23 protein-coding genes are annotated in these 23324 nt (G+C 57.1%); 15 read left to right on the top strand and 8 right to left on the bottom strand.

What is annotated here, in order from left to right:
- Positions 1-27: 27 nt before the first annotated feature.
- Positions 28-3816 carry an efflux RND transporter permease subunit gene (locus tag ACR3EH_RS16415; protein WP_171185913.1) on the bottom strand — a complete coding sequence of 1263 codons (3789 nt, stop codon included), beginning with the start codon at positions 3814-3816 and terminating at the stop codon, positions 28-30.
- The gene (locus ACR3EH_RS16420; RefSeq protein ID WP_171676126.1) at positions 3813-5039 is read right to left on the bottom strand and encodes an efflux RND transporter periplasmic adaptor subunit; all 1227 of its coding nucleotides are present in this window, start codon (positions 5037-5039) and stop codon (positions 3813-3815) included. The genes ACR3EH_RS16415 and ACR3EH_RS16420 overlap by 4 nt, the downstream gene beginning before the upstream one ends.
- A 227-nt stretch (positions 5040-5266) precedes the next feature.
- Here ACR3EH_RS16420 and ACR3EH_RS16425 point away from each other — a divergent pair, with 227 nt between their 5' ends.
- From ACR3EH_RS16425 to der, 3 genes are read left to right on the top strand one after another with little or no spacing between them, the layout of a single operon-like run.
- Positions 5267-5938: a hypothetical protein gene (locus ACR3EH_RS16425; protein WP_171185911.1), complete on the top strand. Its 672-nt coding sequence runs from the start codon at positions 5267-5269 to the stop codon at positions 5936-5938.
- Positions 5939-5983: 45 nt separating this feature from the next.
- Complete coding sequence (locus ACR3EH_RS16430; protein WP_171185909.1) at positions 5984-7306, top strand: PQQ-like beta-propeller repeat protein; 1323 nt, start codon at positions 5984-5986, stop codon at positions 7304-7306.
- A gap of 49 nt (positions 7307-7355) precedes the next feature.
- Complete coding sequence (gene der / locus ACR3EH_RS16435; protein ID WP_171676124.1) at positions 7356-8819, top strand: ribosome biogenesis GTPase Der; 1464 nt, start codon at positions 7356-7358, stop codon at positions 8817-8819.
- 50 nt (positions 8820-8869) lie between these two features.
- Here the strand turns inward: der and ACR3EH_RS16440 are convergent, their stop codons facing one another.
- The 3 genes from ACR3EH_RS16440 to ACR3EH_RS16450 are packed head-to-tail and all read right to left on the bottom strand — an operon-like array spanning position 8870 to position 10258.
- The gene (locus ACR3EH_RS16440; RefSeq protein ID WP_171185905.1) at positions 8870-9334 is read right to left on the bottom strand and encodes a hypothetical protein; all 465 of its coding nucleotides are present in this window, start codon (positions 9332-9334) and stop codon (positions 8870-8872) included.
- A complete protein-coding gene (locus ACR3EH_RS16445) occupies positions 9327-9755 on the bottom strand; it encodes a hypothetical protein (RefSeq protein WP_171185904.1) in 429 nt (142 codons plus the stop codon). The genes ACR3EH_RS16440 and ACR3EH_RS16445 overlap by 8 nt, the downstream gene beginning before the upstream one ends.
- Positions 9752-10258, bottom strand: a complete 507-nt coding sequence (locus ACR3EH_RS16450) for a hypothetical protein (protein WP_171185901.1) — start codon at positions 10256-10258, stop codon at positions 9752-9754. Before ACR3EH_RS16450 ends, ACR3EH_RS16445 begins: the two co-directional genes overlap by 4 nt.
- A 353-nt stretch (positions 10259-10611) precedes the next feature.
- Between ACR3EH_RS16450 and ACR3EH_RS16455 the strand changes: the two genes are divergently transcribed.
- Positions 10612-11595, top strand: coding sequence for a fatty acid desaturase (locus ACR3EH_RS16455; RefSeq protein WP_171090790.1), 984 nt, complete (start codon positions 10612-10614; stop codon positions 11593-11595).
- A gap of 89 nt (positions 11596-11684) precedes the next feature.
- The gene (locus tag ACR3EH_RS16460; RefSeq protein ID WP_171185900.1) at positions 11685-12308 is read left to right on the top strand and encodes a helix-hairpin-helix domain-containing protein; all 624 of its coding nucleotides are present in this window, start codon (positions 11685-11687) and stop codon (positions 12306-12308) included.
- Between the two features lie 55 nt (positions 12309-12363).
- On the opposite strand, the gene serS is transcribed toward ACR3EH_RS16460, so the two are convergent.
- Together serS and ACR3EH_RS16470 are read right to left on the bottom strand one after the other, a co-directional pair.
- Positions 12364-13656, bottom strand: a complete 1293-nt coding sequence (serS, locus tag ACR3EH_RS16465; protein WP_171676122.1) for a serine--tRNA ligase — start codon at positions 13654-13656, stop codon at positions 12364-12366.
- A gap of 72 nt (positions 13657-13728) precedes the next feature.
- Positions 13729-15393 (bottom strand): mechanosensitive ion channel family protein, encoded by a 1665-nt coding sequence (locus ACR3EH_RS16470; protein WP_171676120.1) that lies wholly within the window; start codon positions 15391-15393, stop codon positions 13729-13731.
- A 201-nt stretch (positions 15394-15594) separates the two neighbouring features.
- Between ACR3EH_RS16470 and yajC the strand changes: the two genes are divergently transcribed.
- The 10 genes from yajC (at position 15595) to ACR3EH_RS16520 (ending at position 22546) form a co-directional block, all read left to right on the top strand.
- Entirely contained in the window at positions 15595-15882 is a 288-nt protein-coding gene (gene yajC / locus ACR3EH_RS16475) for a preprotein translocase subunit YajC (protein ID WP_171090782.1), read from the top strand.
- 33 nt (positions 15883-15915) lie between these two features.
- Entirely contained in the window at positions 15916-17577 is a 1662-nt protein-coding gene (secD, locus tag ACR3EH_RS16480; protein ID WP_171185894.1) for a protein translocase subunit SecD, read from the top strand.
- Position 17578: 1 nt separating this feature from the next.
- Positions 17579-18547 (top strand): protein translocase subunit SecF, encoded by a 969-nt coding sequence (gene secF / locus ACR3EH_RS16485; RefSeq protein WP_171185892.1) that lies wholly within the window; start codon positions 17579-17581, stop codon positions 18545-18547.
- The gene (locus tag ACR3EH_RS16490) at positions 18540-19292 is read left to right on the top strand and encodes a sulfite exporter TauE/SafE family protein (protein ID WP_171185890.1); all 753 of its coding nucleotides are present in this window, start codon (positions 18540-18542) and stop codon (positions 19290-19292) included. Before secF ends, ACR3EH_RS16490 begins: the two co-directional genes overlap by 8 nt.
- A gap of 12 nt (positions 19293-19304) precedes the next feature.
- On the top strand, positions 19305-19658 hold the full coding sequence (locus tag ACR3EH_RS16495) for an Mth938-like domain-containing protein (protein WP_171185889.1): 354 nt from the start codon (positions 19305-19307) through the stop codon (positions 19656-19658).
- Positions 19659-19756: 98 nt separating this feature from the next.
- Positions 19757-20371: a heme ABC exporter ATP-binding protein CcmA gene (gene ccmA / locus ACR3EH_RS16500; RefSeq protein WP_171647657.1), complete on the top strand. Its 615-nt coding sequence runs from the start codon at positions 19757-19759 to the stop codon at positions 20369-20371.
- Entirely contained in the window at positions 20368-21024 is a 657-nt protein-coding gene (ccmB, locus tag ACR3EH_RS16505; protein ID WP_171185885.1) for a heme exporter protein CcmB, read from the top strand. The genes ccmA and ccmB overlap by 4 nt, the downstream gene beginning before the upstream one ends.
- 61 nt (positions 21025-21085) lie before the next feature.
- Complete coding sequence (locus tag ACR3EH_RS16510; protein WP_171090769.1) at positions 21086-21859, top strand: heme ABC transporter permease; 774 nt, start codon at positions 21086-21088, stop codon at positions 21857-21859.
- Positions 21856-22014: a heme exporter protein CcmD gene (ccmD, locus tag ACR3EH_RS16515; protein ID WP_171090767.1), complete on the top strand. Its 159-nt coding sequence runs from the start codon at positions 21856-21858 to the stop codon at positions 22012-22014. Before ACR3EH_RS16510 ends, ccmD begins: the two co-directional genes overlap by 4 nt.
- Positions 22007-22546: a DsbE family thiol:disulfide interchange protein gene (locus tag ACR3EH_RS16520; protein WP_171647654.1), complete on the top strand. Its 540-nt coding sequence runs from the start codon at positions 22007-22009 to the stop codon at positions 22544-22546. Before ccmD ends, ACR3EH_RS16520 begins: the two co-directional genes overlap by 8 nt.
- Before the next feature lie 25 nt (positions 22547-22571).
- Here the strand turns inward: ACR3EH_RS16520 and ACR3EH_RS16525 are convergent, their stop codons facing one another.
- Complete coding sequence (locus ACR3EH_RS16525) at positions 22572-23273, bottom strand: SDR family NAD(P)-dependent oxidoreductase (protein WP_171647653.1); 702 nt, start codon at positions 23271-23273, stop codon at positions 22572-22574.
- Positions 23274-23324 lie beyond the last annotated feature (51 nt).

Below are 23324 nucleotides of genomic sequence, written 5' to 3' on the forward strand. Positions count from 1 at the left end.
AAGGACCGGAAAATCCGGTCCTTTGCTTTACTCAGCGGCCTTCAGTGGCGGTCCCGAAGGATGATCCGGCCGATCCGATCCGCTGTCCTGCTCCGGCCGTCCTGATTGCGATTCATCCTCCCACACAATCTCGGTTGCCTGCATTTGACGGGCAGAGCGGCCAATCGCCATATCCTGCGCAATCTGGCTAGACCTGCCAGCGGTCACGCGCGCCAGCAAACGGCTGAGCCACACCGCATAGGTTGTCACCCAAACCCGCAACGCCAGAAGCGATGGCGTCACGATCAGGGTCAGAACAGTGGCAATACCCAGACCAAATACCACCGCCGTCGCCAACTGCTTCCACCACAGGGCAGTGGGGCTGTCGATGGAATAGCCGCCATTGATAAAGTCCAGCGACAGTCCGAACATCATGGGCGTCAGACCTGCCATTGTCGTGAGGGTGGTCAGCAGAACCGGACGAATGCGCGATTCTGCGGTTCGAATGATCGCTTCGATCCGGGGCATGTACGTGCTGTATTCTTGATAGGTATCGATCAGAACGATGTTGTTGTTCACCACGATCCCCGCCAAAGCCACGATGCCTGTACCTGTCATGATGATCGAGAACGGCTGTTCCATCACGATCATGCCGATCAGAACCCCGGTGGTGGACAGAACAACCGCCAAAAGCACCAGCACCGAATTGTAGAACGAATTGAACTGGGCCAGTAGGATCACGAACATAAGCCCCAGCGCGCCCATGAAGGCGTTTACCAGGAAAGCGCCTGATTCTGCCTGTTCTTCCTGATCGCCCGTCCATTCCCAACTGATCGAATTGGAAAACGGACCCGTTTCAAGCCATTCGGTCAGAACCGCAATCCGTTCATTTGGGTTGATCAACGCGAACTGTGCGTCTCCGCTTTCAACCGTGCTGATGAGTTGATCCACGCTATCGGCGCCGGTCAATTGAACCAACTCGTAGGACTTTCCGCCCCCGCTGTTGAGGACCGTGCCGTTGGGGGTATAGCCTTCGGCAGCTTCCCGAACCACGGCAAGACGGACGAGTTCACCGTCGGGGCCTTCGGTCGTAACCTTGCTCAAACCTGGTTCAACGTCGGCTTTGACGTCATAGTACCGCTGCTGATCCACCCGGTTTATCTCGGCCAGTTTGGCCACGGGCTTACGACTTACGAAATTCGACAGTGGCACCAAACCGTCCGGGGTACGAACCTTGAGTGTGTCCAAAGTCGATAGCACGCGATCTTCTTCTGGCAGGCGGACGCGAATTTCAATCTCTTCATCATTGCTGTCCGGGCGCATCTCGCCCAGCAGAATGCCGCGTGTCACCAACTGCACCATGGCCCCAACCGTGGCCACGTCAGCTCCGAACCGACCGGCCTTGGCGACATCCACATCGATTTGCCAGTCGATGCCGGGCAGGGGCAAGGTGTCTTCGATCTTGATTAACCCTGGCGTGGTGTCGAACACCTCGCGCGCGTTGAGCGTCGCCGAGGTCAGATCCTCCCGCCCGTCACCCTTGATACGCAGATGCACGGGCTTGGCGGAGGCCGGGCCTTGTTCCAATGGCAGGATCTCGACAACGATGCCGGGGATCTCCGCCAGTTGCGCGTTGAGTTCATCAATGACGAAGTCGCCGTCAAATTCAGGCGCAACAAAGTGACGATCAAACAGGCCCCACAGAACAGATTCCGAGACGTTGGGACGGTCTTCCCAAGGAATGATCTCGAACTGAACACGGCCCACTGTATCGGCAGGTTCCTGAGCGCCCCCGTTGTTCTGGTTCAGGCCGCCTTCGCCCGCGAAAGAAAACACGTTGATCACGGCCGGGTGGGCCGCGATGACATCTTCTGCCGCCAAAACCATGCCATCTTTTTCCGCAAGCGAGATGTTCCCCCGCGCGCGGACATAGGCGGTGGCTTGTTCCGGTTCGCTTTCCACGAAAAATTCGACGCCTCTGGATTCCTGCGGGAACCAGACGAAGGCAACGGTGTAGACGGCAAAGAACACTGCGGCCAACGACACGATGGGCATGATCGGATTGCCGACAAGAAAGCGAACCACATGACCAAACGGCGTGTGTTCGTCGGCTGTATGAACGCGCTCTTCCACTTTGCGTTCGATCCTGGCCGCGCTCAGGGTCACGGATCCTGCAAAGGCCCCGAACAGGAACAGAAGCGCACCAGCGATTGAACCGCCGGGTAGCAGGTAATCCGGGTTCAGGGTCTGCATCGCGCCCAGAAAGATCATGTACAGCGAAGGAGGCACCAGCACAGCCCGCAGCCACCAAGGCGTACGCGCGCGCAACCAGATCGACGAGCGGTCGAAGACGCGGCTTAGCCGCCCTGACACACCGCCCATGACCGGCAGGTAAATCAGCGCCACGATCAGCGACGCCGACAGAACAAAGATCAGAGTAACGGGCAGCATTCCCATGAACTCACCCGGTACGCCGGGCCAGAACAGCATGGGCAGGAAGGCGCAAAGCGTTGTCGCAGTCGACGACACAATGGGCCAGAACATGCGCTGCGCCGCCTCAACATAGGCGTGCATTGGCCCGACGCCCTGCTTGATGCGTTTATCGGCATATTCCACGACGACGATGGCACCGTCCACCAGCATACCAACCGCCAGAATAAGACCGAACATCACGATATTCGAAATGCTGACGCCCATGACCGCAAGGAAGGCAAAGCACAGAAGGAATGAGGTGGGGATCGCGAAACCCACCAACAGTGCAGCCCGCGTGCCCAGCGAGGCCAGCACCACGATCATCACCAGTGCAATCGCGGTCAGAACCGAGCCTTCCAACTGGCTGACCATTGAACCCACTATGCGGCTCTGGTCGTTGGACGTGCCCAGATCGACGGCGGCCTGAAGTTCAGGTGGCCACTTTGTTTTGGCTTGCTCGATGGTCTCTTTGACCTGAGCAACTGTATCGATCAGGTTGAAGCCCTTACGCTTTACCACTTGCAGGGCAACAGTTGGTTCACCGTTGAACCGGGCCGTGCCGGCGCGGTCTTCGAAGGTGTAATTGATCTGCGCCAACTCACCCAAAGTTACAACCCGGTCGCCATTGACCTTGATCGGCAAGCCATAAACGTCCTGCGCGGTCTTGAACGATGACGGGATCTTGACCGAGAATGTACCCTGCGCGGTTTCAACCTCACCCGCTGCAATCAACTGGTTGTTGTTCCGAACCACATTGATCAGCTCATCTGCGGTGACGTTGTATGCCTCAAGCCGTAAGGGATCGATGACAACCTCGAGCATCTCGTCGCGATTACCTGCTATGCCAGCCTCAAGTACCGAATCCAGTGCCTCAAGCTCGTCCTGTAAGTCTTTGGCAACGCGGGCCATCGTGCGTTCAGGAACTGCGCCGGTCAGGTTAACGATGACGATGGGGAATTCGGAAAAGTTGATCTCGGTCAGCGAATACTGTTCCGCGCCTTCAGGGAAATCCGCTTGCGCCGAATTCATCGCGTCGCGGACGTCGGCCATGATCGCGGTTTTGTCCCAGCCGAAATCAAACTCCAGCGCGACCCCCGCATAGCCTTCGGCGGCGGTCGACGTCATTTCCTTGAGGCCATCGAGATCCGCCAGTTCGGTCTCCATCGGCTTGATCAGAAGATTTTCGGAGTCTTCCGCTGAAATGCCGGGAAACTGTACCGAGACGAACAGGGCAGGGATTTCAATATCCGGCTCACCCTCTTTCGGCAATGAGACATAGGCAAACCCGCCAATAACCAGCGAGATGGCGATAAACGCCAGGACCATGCGGGCTCGATGCGCGGCCCATGCGACAACACCCGTCATCGTGATGCTTCCCGATAGGTGGGTTTCACAGTGACGCCGCGGGTCACAAACTCTTGCCCGACCACGATGATGTCAGCCGTTTCCGGCAGCCCGCCGATCCAGACACCTTCTGCAGTGTCGCGCAGAATTTGGACGGGCTTGAAGTCGACAATGTTGCCTGCGCCTACCGTGCGAACCCCCAATTGACCCTCATTGCTGAGCGTCAGCGCGGACTGCGGCAGCAGATGCGCCTTGGCGCCTTCGGCGGCGATTTGAATGGTTGCGGTCTGGCCGTCACGGATGGTTAGATCCGGGTTGGGGACAGTGATCTCTACCTCGAATGTCCGCGTTGTCTCATCGGCCGAACGGCTTAGGAACGTCACCCGCCCATTAAGTTGCCGCCCGGTGACCAACGTCGCGGATGCTTCGGAGCCGACAACCACGCGGTTGACCTCGGTCTCGGGCACAAAGCCCACCAGCTTGATCGGATCCAGCTGAATGACGGTCGCGCAGAGCGATCCGGGCTGCATCAGGCTGCCCAGTTCTGCGGTGTCGCTTTCCAGCAGGCCCTTGAAAGGCGAGGTGATGATCACGCGACCGGCCTCGCGCTGTGCGGCCTCAACGGCTGCGGCTGCGGCTTCAATCCCGGCACGGGTGGCTTCCAAACCGGCCTCGGCCGACTTTACCCCGGCTTTGGCGGTACTCATCGCGGCTTCGCTGGAAATCCGGCGGGTTTCCGACGCAAAGCCGGTTTCCGCCAATTTGCGTGACGCGGTCAGATTGATCTCGGCCTCGGCCACCAGCGCATGGGCTTCCTGCAGGCGGGCTTCGGCTTCGGGAATACGGCTTTCGGACTCAAGCTTGCCGGCCATCGCTTCGGCCAGTTGGGCGGGGCGCGTGCCGGGATCAAGTTCACACAGAATGTCCCCGGCTTCGACAAAAGCACCTTTGCGCTTGGGTTCAGAGATCACGGTCGACGTCGTTTCCGACAGAACCTCGACCTGCCGGTTTGCTTTGGTCTGACCGCGCAACAAGACCGCGCTGTCGATCTCGCGGGCCTGCGAACGCAGGGCGACAACACCCACCGCCGCGATTTCAGAAGTCTCGGTTGCCGCGGCTTCACTTTGCGCGGTTTCTTCGCCCTCACCACGTCCGGCGAAGGCAAACAGCGCATCACGCTCGAACACAAGAAAATACAAAGCAACAATGACCAGAATGGCGTTGATGAATGAAATCAAACGCATACGGGGATTCTCCTAGAATTCTTTGCCCAAGAACACGAGACGTTCATGCCTTGAAATGGGGCTTTGCCTATGTCTTTTCTACACTGAACTGAATAGTTTGGTTCACTTTTTTTCGCAAGAGTGATGCCTGAGGGTGAAAATGTACAAATTCGGACCCTTGGCTTGGCGTTGGTGCCGGGGTATGACATGGCGCACCAAGACAAGACATACAGCCCAGGGGGCAGGGAATGAGCGACACAGACAGTTTCATTGATGAGGTCACGGAAGAGGTACGCCGCGACCGGATGTATCTGCTGTTGCGCCGCTGGGGCTGGGTCGGTGTGGTTGCCGTTGTGCTGATCGTCGGCGGTGCGGCCTTTAATGAATATCGCAAATCCCGGGATGCGGCGCAGGCACAGGATCTGGGCGACTCGATTCTTGCTGCTCTGACCCAGAATGAATCCGATGGGCGGGCCTCTGAGTTGCAGAGCATTGAGACGGTATCGCCCGGCGGTGACGCGGTATTGAACATGTTGCTTGCAACCGCGCAGATTAACGCCGGATCGCGCGAAGATGCGGTCAACAGCCTGAATGCAATTGCAGTTCAGGGCGATCTGCCCGAGATCTACCGTGCCATCGCAAGCTTTAAAGCCTTATTGCTGCAAAGCGACACGTTACCCGCAGCAGATCGTCGGCAGCAGTTCGAAGCGCTTGCGGCACCTGGCGCCCCGCTGCGTCTGCTTGCGGAAGAGCAACTGGCATTGATCGACGTGTCCGAGGGCAATGTCGAGGCGGCGCTGGATCGTTTGCAGGCGCTGCGGCAGGATGCCGAGGTTGGTATTGACCTGCAACAGCGTGCAGCGCAACTGATTGTCGCGCTGGGCGGCGAACCAGAACCGCTGGTAGCGCAACAAGGCTGATCGGGCGGTGAATAAAGACATTTTGACAGGCGAGTTCGGAATATCATGGTAACTAGACTATTCTCCCGCGTGGGACTGCCGGTCGCGGCGCTGGCTTTGACCGCATTGGCCGCCTGTGAAGAACCCGAGCCCATTCTCCCCGGAGAGCGCGAAGACATCCGGCCGTTGTCAGATTTGGAGACAGTCGAAAAAAGCGGCTCTCAGCCGATCAGCCTTCCATCACAGCAGGCGAATGCCAGCTGGTCGCAAAGTCCGGGAACGCCCGCGTACCGTACAACAAATGCGGCACTGCGCGCGACGCCGCAGCGGATCTGGTCCACTTCGATCGGTCAGGGTGACTCGCGCAAGCAACGCATCACCGCCGAGCCAGTTGTGGCGGGAGGGTTGATCTATACGCTGGATGCCGGAGCAATCGTTTCAGCCGTAACGCCTCAGGGGCAGGTTGCATGGGAGACGGATTTGATCCCCTCAAGTGACGGGGATTCCGATGCTACAGGTGGCGGCATGGCCTATGCGGACGGCGTTCTGTACGTCTCGTCTGGCTATGGTCGCCTGACTGCGCTTGATGCAAAAACGGGTGCTGTTCGGTGGCAGAAACGTTTGCAAGCCACCGGAAGCGGTGCACCGCTTGTCAACGACGGTCTGCTCTATTTGGTGGCCGGGGATGAAACCGGATGGACCATCGCAACCAAGGATGGCCGTATCGCCTGGCAAATCGAAAGCACGCCCAGCGTGGGTAATGTGCTTGGTGCACCTGCGCCTGTGATCGCCTCGGATTTGGCGGTATTTGCTTTTGGTTCTGGCGACGTTGCTGCCACGTTCCGTCGGGGTGGCATTCGCCGTTGGAACGCATCGGTTGCCGGTGGGCGCCGAGGACGGGCCGCCGCGCAAATCGTTGATGTGACCGGTGGTCCTATGGTGTCCGGGGACACGATCTATATCGGCAACCATTCGGGCCGGACTGTCGCCTTTGACGTTGCAACGGGCGAACGTCGTTGGACAGCTGACGAAGGGGCCGTGGACGCCGTATGGCCTGCTGGCAACAGCATTTTCCTGATCAGCGACCGCAGCCAGTTGGTGCGTCTGAACGCGGCAGATGGCTCGGTTGTCTGGGCGCAGGATCTTCCGGGCTTTGTGAAAGACAAACGTGGTCGTCGTGGCCCGATCTTTGCGCATTACGGTCCGATCCTCGCCGGTGGCCGTATTGTGATTGCGTCCAATGACGGATATCTGCGGTTCTTCAATCCGGTCGACGGAACGCTGGTACATCAGGTCGAAGTACCCGGAGGCGCCACAACGGCGCCGGTTGTGGCGGGTCAAACACTGTATGTCGTTTCGACCAAGGGTGATCTACACGCTTTCCGTTGACGGAAAGATGCGTTAAAGGGCGCATCTTGAGTCTTGAAAGTTGAGTATCATGTCGCTGACCCTCGCTATCGTGGGGCGCCCGAATGTGGGCAAATCCACTCTGTTCAATCGCCTAGTGGGCAAACGTCTGGCCTTGGTAGACGACCAACCCGGCGTGACACGCGACCTGCGCGAAGGCGAAGGGCGTCTGGGCGATCTGCGCTTTACCGTGATCGACACGGCGGGTCTTGAGGACGCAACCGATGACAGCCTTCAGGGGCGGATGCGCCGCCTGACCGAACGCGCGGTGGACATGGCCGATGTGTGCCTGTTCATGATCGATGCGCGCACAGGGCTGACCCCAACGGACGAGATGTTCGCCGAGATTCTTCGCAAGCGCTCGAAGCATGTGATTTTGGCAGCCAACAAAGCCGAAGGTTCTGCTGCGGACGCGGGGGTTCTGGAAGCTTATAATCTGGGTCTGGGTGAACCCGTGCGCCTGTCTGGCGAACACGGCGAGGGCATGACGGACCTTTACGCCCAGCTTATGCCTCTGGCAGATGCGGCCGAAGAAACACAGGCCGAAGAAGCCCCGGAAACCGATATTGAACTGGATGAAGAGGGCGAAGGTGAAACGCCTCTGATCACCTCTGCCAAGCCGCTGCAAGTGGCTGTCGTCGGGCGACCGAACGCGGGCAAATCGACTTTGATCAACAAGATCATCGGTGAAGATCGCCTGCTGACTGGACCCGAGGCAGGGATCACCCGCGATGCGATCAGTCTGCGGATTGATTGGGCCGATCCGGATGGCGAAAGCACGCCTATGCGTATTTTCGATACAGCAGGGATGCGTAAAAAGGCGAAGGTGCAGGAAAAGCTGGAAAAGCTGTCGGTCTCGGACGGTCTGCGCGCCGTGAAATTCGCCGAGGTTGTCGTGGTCTTGCTGGACGCGGCCATCCCGTTTGAACAACAGGACCTGCGCATCGCCGATCTGGCCGAGCGCGAGGGCCGGGCCGTAGTCGTTGCAGTCAACAAATGGGACGTTGAAGAAAACAAGCAGGAAAAACTGCGCGAACTCAAAGAGTCTTTTGACCGCCTGCTGCCGCAATTGCGCGGCGCGCCTTTGATCACTGTGTCTGCCAAGACTGGCCGAGGCCTCGAAAGACTGCGCGCAGCGATCCTGCGTGCCCATGACATTTGGAACCGCCGGGTGCCGACCGCTGCACTGAACCGCTGGCTGACTGCGATGATGGAGCAGCACCCGCCTCCAGCGCCACAAGGACGTCGGATCAAGCTGCGCTACATGACGCAGGCCAAAACGCGCCCGCCGGGCTTTGTTGTGATGTGCTCGCACCCCGACAAGATGCCAGCCAGCTACACACGCTATCTGGTCAACGGATTGCGTGAAGATTTCGACATGCCGGGCACCCCGATCCGATTGACCTTGCGCGGACAGGGGGACAAGAACCCATACAAAGGACGCCGCAAGAAAAACGCAGGCGCGCTGGCCAAGCATCTAAAGGGGCGGAGCTAAGCAAGTATGCTAAAGCTGGGGGACTTGTTGTCATGTCCCGAAGGTCGCGTTTAGTTGTTGAGGCTTTTGTTCACGAAAAGCCTATTAGCCTCAGCCGCTTCAGCCAGTCCTTCGCCTGAACCGTTACCGTTCTCAATTGCTGTGGCCAACGCAGTCGCGGCCGTTCCGCTTGAAAAGATTGAAGCTATGCGTGTTGTGCCGCCAAAAAGGCCGTTTTCGGCATCAGCGTTGTTGTAAGTCAGGTCAAAAGTCGAGACCAAGCTGACAGCTTCGTCCGTCGGTCTGCCGTTGTTGTTGCGCGCTTTCGGAGGCACCAGTGTTGTAACCCGCCGTTGTACACCCGCGTTCACTTCCACGGGCAGAGCTTTCGCCGGATCCGAGCGTAGGGCGATATTTACCCCGCTGCGTTCACCGTAGACCAAAGCGCGATCCTGAATGTCTGTGCAGTTTGATAGAGACAGGGTGCAGATGGACAGAACACCGAGTGTGATAGCTGGGCGGGTCAATTTAGCCATTGGTGTCTGCTCCTTCGTTTGAACCGCTTCCGTTTCCGTTTTCATTTTCTTTGTCTTCACCACAGGTCGCCAGCCTCGCGGTGCCACTAGTTTCACTTCCACTTCCCAACTTGGCGGCCAGCTTGTTCGCCGCTTCACCAGTGGAAATCACATCTGAATATCGGGTCAGGAAGATGCTTTTGGTTTCCATTCGTGTGCAACCAAACACAGCCATCGCTTCACGTGTTTCACCGGATGCATCCGGTTCGATCACAGGCACCAGGGCCGTAAAGTCGCGGTCGAACCCGATGACCACCTGACCTTGCTGGCGGTTGGCGCTGACGGCTGCATTGACTCCAACGACCGTATCATGCGCGACGTAGAGTTGATCGCCGCAAGCGCTTAAGCTGCACAACCCCAAAATGGGAACCAAGTGTTTCAAGTCTGCGTCTCCTTCTTGCATAAGGTTTCGTCGAGCAACGCAACTCTGGTTACAGACAGATCCTGCAGATCCAGATGAAGGCTACGGGCAATTTGGTCGTCTTGAGAAAACTCCGCCAAGACAGCAGCTTGGTGCCGGCCAATGGTCAGCCCGTTCCACCTGCGGCCAAATGCGATCTCAAGCCCCCTGGTGTCTGTGATAGAGGCAGCGAGCGTTTGGCTCTCGATCAAGGATTTTCGGTTTAAGTCAATTTTCTGTTGATCGAGGCATGTACCGTCAAACACCAAGACTTCGTGATAGGTGCCAAGGCTTAGGATTACGTTGCCTTGTAACGTTGCGAAATGCAGCCCACGACCATGCAATTCATGAACGACCGTTGAACTTGTTTCGATGACAGCTGAGGATGAAGTGCCCAACCCATTGTAGGAGCAAGCTGTAAGCGCCAAGCTGGCGAAGGGGGCCAGCCGAGCAACAAGGCAGAGTTTATGTAGCGAAAAAATCAATCAATTAGCCTTAAAAAATCATTTAATATACTGCAGGTAAGCTTCCCATACGTCAACTCAGGGCATTGACAGTACGTTTTTTACTCTCAACGAGGGGTCGCCAAGGCGACGCAGAGCCGGGCCTTTTCGTCAGACCTGTTGGTAAGAACAAAGCAGCATCGTCCAACGGAAACTTGTGGTTGAGCGCGTAACTGCGCCAATTTTCAGCATTTTCGGCGCAAAGACGTGACAGCGCCTTTTCGGCACGCTAGCATTCGCTTGCGTGCATTTGTTTTTGTTTGCGCGGCTTGCACCTGTTCAACCAGGTCATATTTTTAGTTCAAATTTAACAGGCCATCGTGGGAGAGGGCTGGATGGATCTGAGGGAATATACGCGGCAATACGCTGTTCAGGACAACAGGCTTGCAGCGCTGAGCTATTTTGGAACTTTCGCGGTGTATTTTGCATCGCTGGCGCTGGCGATCGGATATGTGGATCGCTGGTATGTTATGGTTCCTGCGGGTGTGGTCTTTGCCTTCTCGGCGGTGCGGCTTTATGTGTTGCAACATGATTGCGGCCATCATTCGCTGTTCGAGACGCGACAGCAGAATGAATGGGCGGGGCATGGGTTGTCACCGTTTACCTTTGCCCCATTTGAGGTGATGAAGCAGAACCACAATCTGCACCACGCGGGGATCGGCAATCTTGAACATCGCGAGACCGGCGAAATTCACACAATGACCCTGCGCGAATGGAACGAGGCCGATTGGAGCAAACGCCTTTTCTATCGGCTTTATCGCAACCCGTTTGTCCTGGTGCCGGTGGGGGCATTGTTCACCTATTTCATCCGGTATCGCTGGCCCAAGAACACCATGCGGTTCGGATTGAAAGGCGTGTTGCTGCACAATCTTTCGATCGTTGTTTTTCTGGGGCTGCTTTATTTGATTGCCGGCAGTACCGGCATTCTGGTCTGGCTTGTTTTCTCACTTCTGGGTGGGATGCTGGGTGTGTTCCTTGTCTATCTTCAGCACAACTTCGAGGACACGTACTGGGATCGTCGCCCGGATCTGGATCCGCAACTTGCGGCGCTGCAAGGCTCTTCCGCATTGGATTTTGGCTGGTGGTTCGACACCGCAGTGGCCTGCATCACCTTGCACGACATTCACCATTTCAACGCACGCATTCCATCTTATCGTCTGCGTGCCTGCCATTACAATTTGCCACCCGAGTATACTCCGCGTCGGATCAAGTTCCCCGAGGCGGTCGCAGCGCTGAACCTCAAGCTTTGGGATGAGGACGCCAAACGTTTGGTGCCGTTCCCAAAGAAAGGGCGTACGGCGGACTTGGCCCATAGTTAAACAGAGTCGCGCGGTTTGGACCCGCGGCTTGAAGTAGCGTATATCTTGTGTATATACGTTAATGCAGGGAGAAAGAGAAAGGATCCGGAATGACCGCAGTGACCGATGTTAAAGGTGTGGGCGAAGCGCTTGCCACGGCTTTGTCCACCAACGGCTTTAAGACAGCCGAGGCGATTGCCAAGGCCAAGCCCGAAGATCTGGTCAAGGTTCCCCGGATTGGTCTGGCGCGTGCTGCGGTGCTCATAGCTGCTGCAAAAGAGGCTACTTCTTCAAAAACCGCTGCCGCTAAACCCGCACCCACGAAACCCGCTGCGCGCCGGGCTCCGGCTCGTAAACCTGCTGCTCAAAAACCTGCGGCGCGTAAGCCTGCGGTACGACGCCCGGCCGCCCGCAAGACCGTTGCAGCCGCCGCCGCCGAGAAACGCGCCGAAGAGGCGGCGAAGAAGGCAGCAGAAGAAAAAGCAGCCGCTGAAGCCGCCGAGGCTAAAGCCCGCAAAAAGGCCAAGGCCAAAGCCAAGGCTGAAAAAGCCGCCAAGAAGCGTGCCGAAATGGAAGCCGCGTTTTCCAAGGCCAAGGACAAGGTGAAAGCCAAGTCCAAAAAGGGCAAGAAGTCCAAGAAGGACGACAAAAAGAAAGACGCCGGGAAAAAGGGCGACAAAAAAGACGGTAAGCAGAAAGACAAGAAAAAGGATAAGAAAAAGGCGAAGAAATAAGTCTTCTCCGCCTTTTCATCATATGCGACCGACGCCTTATGGGGCGTCGGTTTTCTTATGCCAATGTGCCGTCCAGTTGCAGCGTCAGTTTGCCACCCAGATAAGGGCTGAGAGCTTGCGGAAGGGTTACACTGCCGTCTGCGTTCTGGCCGTTTTCCAACACAGCAATCAGGCAGCGCCCAACGGCCAGACCCGAGCCGTTCAGCGTATGAACGTATTCCGGTTTTCCACCACCTTCGGGACGGAATCGGGCGTTCATGCGGCGTGCCTGAAACGCTCCGGTGGTCGAGACCGAGCTGATCTCACGATACGTGTTCTGACCGGGCAGCCATGCTTCGATGTCGAATGTACGGCGTGCACCAAAACCCATATCTCCGGTGCAAAGAACAACGGTGCGGTAGGGAATGCCCAATTGCTCCAGCAGGTCCTCGGCGCAGCGCAGCATGCGCTTTTGTTCGTCATCCGACTTGTCGGGATGCGTGACCGAGACCATTTCAACCTTTTCGAACTGGTGCTGACGCAGCATGCCTGACGTGTCCTTGCCCGCGCTACCGGCTTCGGAGCGAAAGCAAGCTGTGTGCGCCGTCATGCGGATGGGCAGGGCAGCTTCATCCAGAATGTCACCTGCGACCGAATAGGTCAGTGTCACCTCAGACGTCGGGATAAGCCACCAGCCGTTGGTTGTCTGATAGCTGTCATCACCGAATTTTGGCAGCTTGTCTGTCCCGTACATCGCCTCATCGCGAACCAAAACCGGGGTCTGCATCTCGGTCAGCCCGTTCTTGTCGATATGAGTATCCAGCATGAACTGAGCCAGCGCGCGATGGATGCGCGCGACGCCCTTTGACAGGTTAACAAAGCGGCTGCCGCTGGTCTTGGCGGCCGTTTCAAAATCCATCGCGGCGGCAACGGCTGGGATTTCGAAATGCTCTTTCGGGGCAAAGGCGAACGTGCGCGGGGTGCCCCAACGATTCACCTCGACATTGTCGTCCTCATCCGCACCTTGAGGCACGTCATCGGCAGGCAGATTGGCGATGCGGGCCAGTTGATCGGTCAACAGCGCGTCGAGATCCTTTGCCTCGGTCTGCATCTGGGCGATCTCGGCCTTCTTTTGGGCGACAAGCGCGCGAAGGCGTTCGAACTCTACCTCGTCACCGCGACCTTTGGCTGCACCGACCTCTTTGCTGGCTTTGTTCTGTTCAGCCTGCGCGGTCTCGGCGGCCAGAATCTTGGCCCGGCGACTTTCGTCCAGCCGCAGCAGGTCTGACGACACCGGCGCGTCCCCACGGCGCGCAAGGGCGGCGTCGAAGGCGGCAGGGTTTTCGCGAATGGCGCGGATGTCGTGCATGTCTCAGATCCTTAAATGCGTGAATCACTGAAAACGCTTATGCACCATCTGTCGGGCAGGGTGTAGCACCGGTTACGACTTATCGTCCCCGTCGTGGATTTCATGCGCCAAGTGCCCATCCCATTCTTCTGTCGGGATCTTTGGTTCCGGCGGGTCGGCCATGTAAGACGGCGTCATGATCTGCACGTTATTCTCGTTGAATACGGCCACAATGTTGCGATGCAGGTCCGAGCGGATTTTCGGAATGATACTGCCGCGCGTTGTGTAGCCGTTGATCTGATAGTTGATCGCGTAGTCGGCCAGCGCGGTCCACAACACGAATGGTTCGGGCTTGGCCTTGATGCCTTTTGTGCGATTGGCAGCCTCGATCAGCATCGCCTCGACCTTTTCGGGCGGCTCTTCATACCCGATGCCGACCGTTGTGTGCAGCAACAGCCCGCTGCCATCGGTCTTCTTTGAAAAATTCACTACGTCTGAATTCATCAGTTGCGCATTTGGAATCGAGATCAATTCGTTCTTGATCGACTTCAAATGCGTTTCCATGAGTTTGATCTGCACCACGTCTCCGATGTGATCTCCGATCTGGATCCGGTCGCCGATTGAGGTGGATCTTCGGTAAATTACGAACAATCCCGCCAGCATGTTGGACACGACCGAGTTAGCGCCCAGCGACAGCATTGCACCGACCAGAATGGTCAGCCCCTGAAACGCCGCCGAGTCCGAGCCGGGGATGTAGGGGACAGCAAAAACCAGCGCGATCAGAATCACGATGACACGGGCGATATTGAATGTCGGGTTGACCCAGTGTTTCTCGAAATCGCCCATATCGAACGAGCCCGCTTCAACCGCATCGAAGAACACGCGCATCCCTTTGATTACGTACATCGTGACCCATGTGATCAGGCCCAGCATAATCATGTTGGGTATGTAGCTGAGGATGCCTTTGAAGATCAGAAGGACAGGTTCTGTCAGGTAAGTAAGAAGAAGCTGCGCGAAATAGCGTGTTTCGGCAAAAGCCAACAGCACAAAGGATAGATAGTAGTAGAAACCCAGAAAGAAGATAATCAGTAGGATGAAATTCAATCCGTACCGGATCAGGGCTGCGATCGCTTCAGCTTGGACGCTTTTGGCAGTCGCCGTCTCAACATCCTTCAAATATCGCTTTACCAGTTTCAGGGTACGCCGCCTTATCCGCCGATGCAGCCATAGGATCAGCGCCACGAAAGCGACAAAACCAAGTGTCCATCCCGCAGCCTCAATTGCCCCTGACACCCGCGCCTGGTCCGTGCGGTTGGCACGATAGGCGAGGATGGCTTCTTCGATAGCCTGACCATGAAGGAAGCTGAGAACATCCAGCTCCATCTGATCCAATTCGGCGTCTGCAACGGTCACGATTGACACGATCACACCGTCGGCGCGGATGCGAACGCCCAGATCGGTTTCTTCAAAAGCGATGTCGACCGCAGGACTTTCTGAGGCTTCGGCAACCTCAATGATCTTGTCCTGAACGCCTTCCGCCCGTTCCGGCGCGGGCAGGGCACTGGACCCACGCAGGAAGAACAACATTTCGCCGTCCACTATGACAGGCGCTTTGAAACTGTCCGCTTCTTCTGCTTCGGGTTCAGCGATTTCAGAGGGTGTTTCTTGCGCCTGCGCCGGGCGGGAAAGCGTCAAACCCACAGATATGGTGATCAGCAAATAACATAGCAAAAGGAAAGGCTTGAATGGCAGTGTCATATGTCCCCCTTCAGTCAAACTATAACCGGATTTGCATATGTTCCTAGGACATATCTGCAACGCTTTGTCCTTAGTTGATGGGTCGTAGTCTTTTTCAAGTGAGACACATCAACGCCTTTGCTTGCAAACAGGCATCTCAAAGCATAGGTTCCGGCCAAATTTGCGGAACGGTACCGCAAGATCTGAACAAAGGAATATCCCATGGAAGGTGGCGCAATCGCCCAGTTTCTCCCGCTGATCCTGATTTTCGCGATCATGTATTTCCTGCTGATCCGTCCGCAGCAGAAGAAAATGAAAGAACACCAGGCCATGGTCGAAGCCGTGCGCCGGGGTGATCAGGTGATTACTCAGGGTGGGGTGATTGGCAAAGTCTCCAAGGTCAAGGAAGGTGAGAACGAGATCGAGGTCGAGATCGCCGAGGGTGTCAAGATCCGCGTGGTCAAGTCGACCATCGCTCAGGTTCTGAACAAGACCGAACCTGCGAAGTAAGTTCGCGCGACAATCCCTTGAAAAGGCAGGGTAATGCTGCAAATTGATACCTGGAAGCGGGTTCTGATCTGGCTGGTCTGCGTGACCGGCTTGCTCATGGCCCTGCCAAACGCGTTCTACACGCGGGTCGAACAATCCAACGACGCAAAAGTTGCCATCGAGTTGGGCAACGACACGCCCGAGATGCAAGCTCAGGCGGCGGAATGGCCCACATGGCTGCCGTCATCTTTGGTTAACTTGGGTCTGGATCTGCGCGGCGGGGCGCATCTTTTGGCTGAAGTTCGGGTGCAGGACGTTTACGAATCCCGGATGGAGGCCATGTGGCCCGAAATCCGGGATGCCCTGCGTGACGAACGTGCGACGGTCGGCACAATCCGCCGTCAGGACTCGGCCCCAGATGAGATTCGTGTTCGGATCAGCCAGCCCGAAGGGATCTCCCGCGCGTTGGAAGTGGTGCGCGGACTGGCCCGTCAGGTGCAAACCCTGACCGGTGTCGGAGCCACGGATATTGAGGCCCGCGCAGACGGCGACACTATTTTGGTTCAACTGTCCGATGCGGAAAAGCTGGCGTCGGACGACCGGACCGTGCGTCAGTCGCTTGAAATCATCCGCCGCCGGATTGACGAGGTGGGTACACGCGAACCCACCATTCAGCGCCAGGGGTCGGATCGTATCCTGATCCAGGTGCCGGGCATCGGCAGTGCCGGAGAGCTCAAGGAAATCATCGGAACCACGGCTCAGTTGACCTTTAATCCTGTCGCTGGACGTGGAAGTGACCCGGACGCCTCTGTCGGGATCGGTGAAGAGGTTGTGCCTTCGATTGACGAAAACGGCGTGTTTTACACCATTGAATCCGCTCCGGTTGTGACGGGTGAGGAACTGGTGGATGCACAGCCTTCGTTTGATCAGAATGGACGCCCTGCGGTCAGCTTCCGGTTCAATACCTCGGGTGCGCGCAAGTTTGGCGACTATACTCGCGACAATATCGGCGCGCCTTTTGCCATTGTGCTGGATGACGAGGTGATTTCCGCCCCTGTGATCCAAAGCCATATCCCGGGCGGGTCTGGTATCATCACCGGCAACTTCAGCGTCGAGGAAAGCACCAACCTGGCCATCCTGCTTAGGGCGGGCGCGTTGCCTGCCGGGCTGGAGTTCCTGGAAGAGCGCACGATCGGTCCCGAACTGGGGCAAGACAGTATTGATGCAGGTAAAGTTGCCACCATCGTGGCATTTGCGGCTGTGCTGGTTTTCATGGGCCTCAGCTATGGGCTGTTTGGCATTTTTGCTAACATCGCCCTGATCATCAACGTGGGCCTGCTGTTCGGATTGCTGTCCCTGATCGGAGCCACGCTGACCCTTCCGGGTATCGCTGGCATCGTTCTGACAGTCGGTATGGCGGTGGATGCCAATGTGCTGATCTTTGAGCGGATCCGAGAGGAACTGAAGTCTGCCAAAGGCCCGGCGCGGGCTATTGAGCTGGGTTATGAAAAGGCGCTGTCGGCCATTTTGGACGCCAACGTCACCACATTCATCACTGCAACCATCCTGTTTGCCATGGGCAGTGGTCCGGTGCGCGGCTTTGCGATTACGCTGGGGCTGGGCATTTTGACCTCAGTCTTTACCGCGATCTTCGTGACGCGCCTGATGGTCGTCATGTGGTTCGAACGCCGCCGTCCGAAAATGATCGAGGTTTGACATGAGACTGAAACTCGTACCCCAGAACACCTCGTTCGATTTCTTCAGCCGCTGGAAAATCTGGCTGGGCATCTCGGGCCTGATGATGGTTGTGGCGTTTGCTTCTTTCATGTTGCAGGGCTTGAACTTCGGTATCGACTTCCGTGGCGGTACAACGATCCGTACGGAAAGCGTGCAGCCGATAGATGTGGGGCTCTACCGCGACGCGATTGCGCCTTTGGAGCTGGGTGATGTGACGATCACCGAGATTTTCGATCCGACCTTCGGCCCGGACGAAAACGTCGCCATGATCCGAATTCAGGCGCAGGCGGATGCAGAAGCGGTTGAGGCCGCCACGATCACCGCCGTCGAGGGCGCACTGCAAACCGTTGTGCCTGACATTCAGTTTGTCTCGGTGGAGTCGGTCGGACCAAAGGTATCTGGTGAGTTGATCCAGACTGCGGTTATTGCCGTTGCGCTGGCTATCGGCGCGGTGCTTGTGTACATCTGGCTGCGCTTCGAATGGCAATTTGCGCTGGGGGCCGTGGCTGCCCTTGTGCACGACGTGATCCTGACCATCGGCATCTTCTCGGAACTGCAAATCCGGTTCGATCTGGCGATTATCGCGGCGCTTTTGACCATCGTGGGCTATTCGCTGAACGACACGGTGGTTGTGTTCGACCGCGTGCGGGAAAACCTGCGCAAATATAAGAAAAAGGATCTCAAAGAGGTTCTGAACATCTCGATCAACGAAACCCTCAGCCGTACGGTCATGACCTCGGTCACCACTCTGTTGGCGCTGATCTCGCTTTATGTGCTGGGTGGGGACGTAATCCGAGGGTTCGTCTTTGCGATGATCTGGGGTGTTATCGTCGGAACCTATTCGTCGGTCTTTGTGGCCTCGACAATCCTGTTGTGGCTGGGGGTCAAGCGCGACTGGTCCAAACCGTCGAATACGGCGGGTAACCAGTTTGCCAACATTGATGCCTGACGCATTACAGCAGGCCCTGGCATTGCCGGGCCTGAACTGGCTGATCCTGACCATCGGAGCCGCGGGCCTTGTCCGCGGCTTCACCGGGTTTGGGACAGCGATGATCTTTGTCCCGGTCGCCACTCAGTTCCTGCCAATTGCAGATGTGGTGTTTCTGATGGCAGCGACAGGTATTGTTTCGACCTGTGCGCTGGCACCGCAGGCTTGGCGTGAATGTGACAAATCCGAAATCAGCACTTTGGGTATTGCGGCAGCCATTACCGTACCGCTGGGGCTGTGGATTATGGCGCAGGTGGACACGATCATTCTGCGCTGGATTGCTTGCGGTATCATCGGCCTGACCCTGTTTGCTGTCATAACCGGATGGCGTTGGGAAGGACGGCTGGGCCTGCCCGGTCGACTTGCCATCGGAGGCAGCGCTGGGGTGGTTGGCGGAATGACTGGCCTGACCGGCCCGGTTGTCATTGTCTTCTATTTGGCAAGTTCAACGAACGTGCGTAAAATTCGCGCCAATACGATCATCTTCCTAGCATTGCTAGATATTGCGATTGTCTTCAACATCCTGATCAGAGGCGCGGCGGATATGTCGATCCTGTGGATTGTCCTTTTGCTGGGGGTGCCCTATCTGATCACCACGCTTATCGGTAAAGCCGTGTTTGATCCCAAACTGGAACGCATCTATCGCGTGGCGGCTTATTCGGTCATTTTGATCGCGGTGGTGTCCGGACTGCCGATCCTGGATTGACGGAGGAACGACATGCGTCTGAACCAAGTGACCTTTAGCGATGCAAAACCAGTGGACGGTTACGGCCCCGGGTTCTTTCGTATTGGCGGAGAGGTGTTCGAAGGTGCCGTTCTGACCGGCCCGGCAGGGCCTGTGGGCTGGAGCGGCTATGACGATGTTCAATCGCTTCTGAACCTCGCCGATGATATCGACGTCTTGTTTATTGGCACTGGCAAAGATGTGTCTCACATTCCGCAAACTCTGCGTGCCGATCTGGAGAACGCCGGAATCGGTGTCGAAATCATGAACTCACCTGCCGCCTGCCGCACCTATAACGTGCTACTTTCGGAAGGCCGTCGGATCGCGCTTGCGTTGATACCTGTTTGACAGGCTCCCTGTTTCGGCATCGGGACTCGGCAATGTCGCTGCGACCCTGCGGCAAATCTTGCCTTTTGCCCCTGCAAACAATCCGCTAAGCGGGTTTCATGACTCTGACTGTATCCGACTTGTCGATCACGCGTGGGGGCATTCCAGTGCTGGAAGGTCTCAGCTTTCAACTGCCGCCCGGTAAGGCATTGATCTTGCGCGGGCCGAACGGGATCGGCAAAACGACCCTTCTGCGCACTTTGGCGGGCTTGCAGCCACCCCTTGAAGGAACCATCGAAGGTGCTGAAGATCAAATTGCCTATGCGGCGCATTCGGACGGGTTGAAACCGACACTGACGGTGACCGAGAACTTGACCTTCTGGGCCTCGGTCTTTGGGACAAGCGGTATACAAGACGCATTGGATGCGTTTGATCTGAACGAGTTGGCCGATCGCCATGCCGGTAATCTATCAGCTGGTCAGAAGCGACGGCTGGGGCTTGCCCGGATGCTGGTGACTGGACGACCGATTTGGATGCTGGATGAGCCCACCGTGTCGCTGGACAAAAACGCGGTGCAGATGTTTGCCGATGCGGTGCGGGCCCATCTGGGACAGGGTGGGTCGGCCGTGATTGCGACCCATATCGATCTTGGCCTGGACGGAGAGGTTCTGGACGTGGGACCCAACAAAGCCAAACCCAAACCCATTGACGATTTCGACGGAGGCTTCCTGTGATCGCCCTTTTACTGCGCGACCTGAAACTGGCCTTCCGTGCAGGCGGCGGTTTTGGACTGGGACTGGCGTTTTTTCTGATCGTGACCGTGATGGTGCCGTTTGCTGTTGGGCCACAATCCTCGCTGCTTTCGACCATCGCACCCGGTGTTCTTTGGCTGGGGGCGTTGCTGGCCTGTTTGCTATCGCTCGACCGCTTGCTGGCCTTGGATTGGGAGGACGGGTCGTTGGACCTGTTGGCCACCGCGCCGCTGCCACTGGAATCGGTTGTGACCATCAAGGCTTTGGCGCATTGGCTGACCACAGGATTGCCTCTGGTTCTAGCCGCTCCGTTCCTGGGGGTATTGCTCAATCTTCCTGTGCCGGGTTTTTTCTGGCTGGTGATTTCACTGCTGATCGGCACCCCTGCGATGAGCGTGATCGGAACTTTTGGCGCAGCTTTGACCGTCGGCTTGAAGCGTGGCGGCTTGCTTTTATCACTGCTGGTGCTGCCGCTATACGTGCCCACATTGATTTTCGGGGCCGAGGTTGCGCGTCGCGGTGCAACGGGGATGGAAGTACAGACGCCTTTGCTCATGCTGGCAGGCATCACGGCGGCGACGATCGCGCTGTTGCCCTTTGCCAGCGCGGCAGTGTTGCGGATCAATCTGCGGTGAACCGTCTCAATATTGACCGAGGTCAATTGAGAACCACCCCAACTCGGACTAGATAGGGCCCATGTCTATCGCAGCCAAAGCCAATGCCCTCTGGGAATATGCCAACCCGCGCAAGTTTCTTGCAACCAGCGAGCGTGTCCTCCCGTTTTTCTGGATCACCTCGATTGCCTGCATCGTCGTTGGGCTGATCTGGGGCTTTTTCTTTACGCCGGACGATTACAAACAAGGGTCGACGGTCAAGATCATCTATCTGCATGTGCCTGCGGCACTGATGGCGATCAACTGCTGGCTTATGATGCTGGCGACGTCGTTGGTTTGGCTGGTACGACGTCACCATGTCAGTGCGCTGGCAGCGCGGGCGGCGGCACCGATTGGGATTGTGATGACCCTTATTGCTTTGCTGACAGGCGCGATCTGGGGGCAGCCGATGTGGGGCACCTGGTGGGCCTGGGATCCGCGACTGACCTCGTTTTTGATCCTGTTCCTGTTCTACCTGGGATATGTCGCCCTGTGGGAAGCGATTGAAGACCCGGATACGGCGGCCGACCTGACCTCGGTCCTGTGCCTTGTGGGGTCTGTTTTTGCGATCCTCAGCCGTTATGCGGTGAACTTCTGGAATCAGGGGCTTCATCAGGGCGCATCTGTCATGCGCGCAGCAGCAGTGACCGGGACAGACACCGAAGAAAAGGTCAGCAACATTTTCTTCTATCCGCTGCTGGTCTGCATCATCGGCTTTGTTTTGCTGTTCATCGCATTGGTGCTGTACCGTACCGGAACCGAAATTCGCGCGCGTCGGATCAAGGCGCTGATGGCGCGGGAAAGGGTGGGCGGATGATTCCCGATCTTGGAAAATATGCTGATGCGGTTCTGTCGTCTTATGCCGTGTCTATCGTTCTTCTGGTGGCGTTGGTTGCGTTCAGTGTGATGCGTGGACGCAAGGTGCGCAAAGATATGGAACACGTCGAACAAAGGATGTCGCGCAATGGCTAAGATTTCGCCCTTGATGATCGCTCCGCCGCTGATTTTTGGTGCCTTTGCCGTATTGGCCGGAATCGGCATGTTCCGCGACGATCCAAACGCTCTGCCATCCGCGCGGGAAGGGCAGCCCGCCCCACCGGTGGTCCTAAGCGAGTTTCCTGGCAAAACCCCATTCGATGACGCAACCCTGCGCGACGGAGAGGTCAAGCTGGTCAACTATTGGGCCAGTTGGTGCGCCCCTTGCCGGGCCGAACACCCCAATCTGGACGCTTTGGCGAAAGAAGGCATTCCGGTCTATGGTATCAACTACAAGGACCAGTTGGCCAACGCAGACGCATTTCTGACCGAGCTAGGCGATCCTTACACCGCGATGGGACGCGACGAGCAAGGCCGCATGGCGTTGGATTGGGGCCTTTACGGCGTGCCTGAAACCTATGTGATTGACGGTGATGGCACCATCATCCTGCGCTTTGCCGGGCCTATTACGCAGCGTGTGATCGAAAGCACGATCCGCCCTGCGTTGGAAAAAGCTGCGGGCGGATAACGCCCTCATTTTGCATCAGCTAGAATTACAACCGATAGCCTCCGGTGACGCCCAAGACTTCACCGGTTACGAACCCCGCTTCGTCCGAGGCAAGAAACCGCACGACTTTGGCGATGTCTTCCGGTACGCCAACCCGGCCAAGGGCGGTGTCTTTGACAAACAACTCCGTCAGATCGTCAGAGCGTGGAGCCTCGGGGATGTTGATCGCGCCCGGGGCAATCGCATTGACGCGGATACCCTGCGAGCCCAGCTCCTTGGCCATGGCACGGGTCCACAGGTTAAGCGCAGCTTTGCTGGCCCCATAGGTCGCGGCATCGCGCGGTGGGAGGGTTGCGTTCATGGACGAGATGTTCACGATGGATGCCCCGGCTTGCAGATGGGGCAGGGCGGCGGTCAGAAGGGCCACGGGTGCAAGCAAATTCAGGTCAAGGATGTCTCTGTGATCCTGGAAATTGAACGCCTCTTTAGGCGTTGGGCGGACAAGCCCGGCATTGTTCACAATAACATCCAGCCGTCCGAACTGTGCGATGACCTGATCAATCACGCGAGTGGGCTGATCTTGCTGCGTCAGGTCTGAGCGTATCGCCAGAACGTCGCCGTCCAACACATCCAAATCGGGGGCGCTGTTTAACCACGTAAACGCAATTTTGTGATCTCGACCAAGGTTTTCGACGATTGCCCGGCCAATCCCTCGGGCGCCGCCGGTTATCAATGCAACTTTGTCCATAGGCACACCAAATCTGTAAAGTGGATTTGTTTCAACGCTTAATCTGGTCGC

The sequence above is a fragment of the Ruegeria sp. BG7 genome (genome assembly GCF_056535685.1).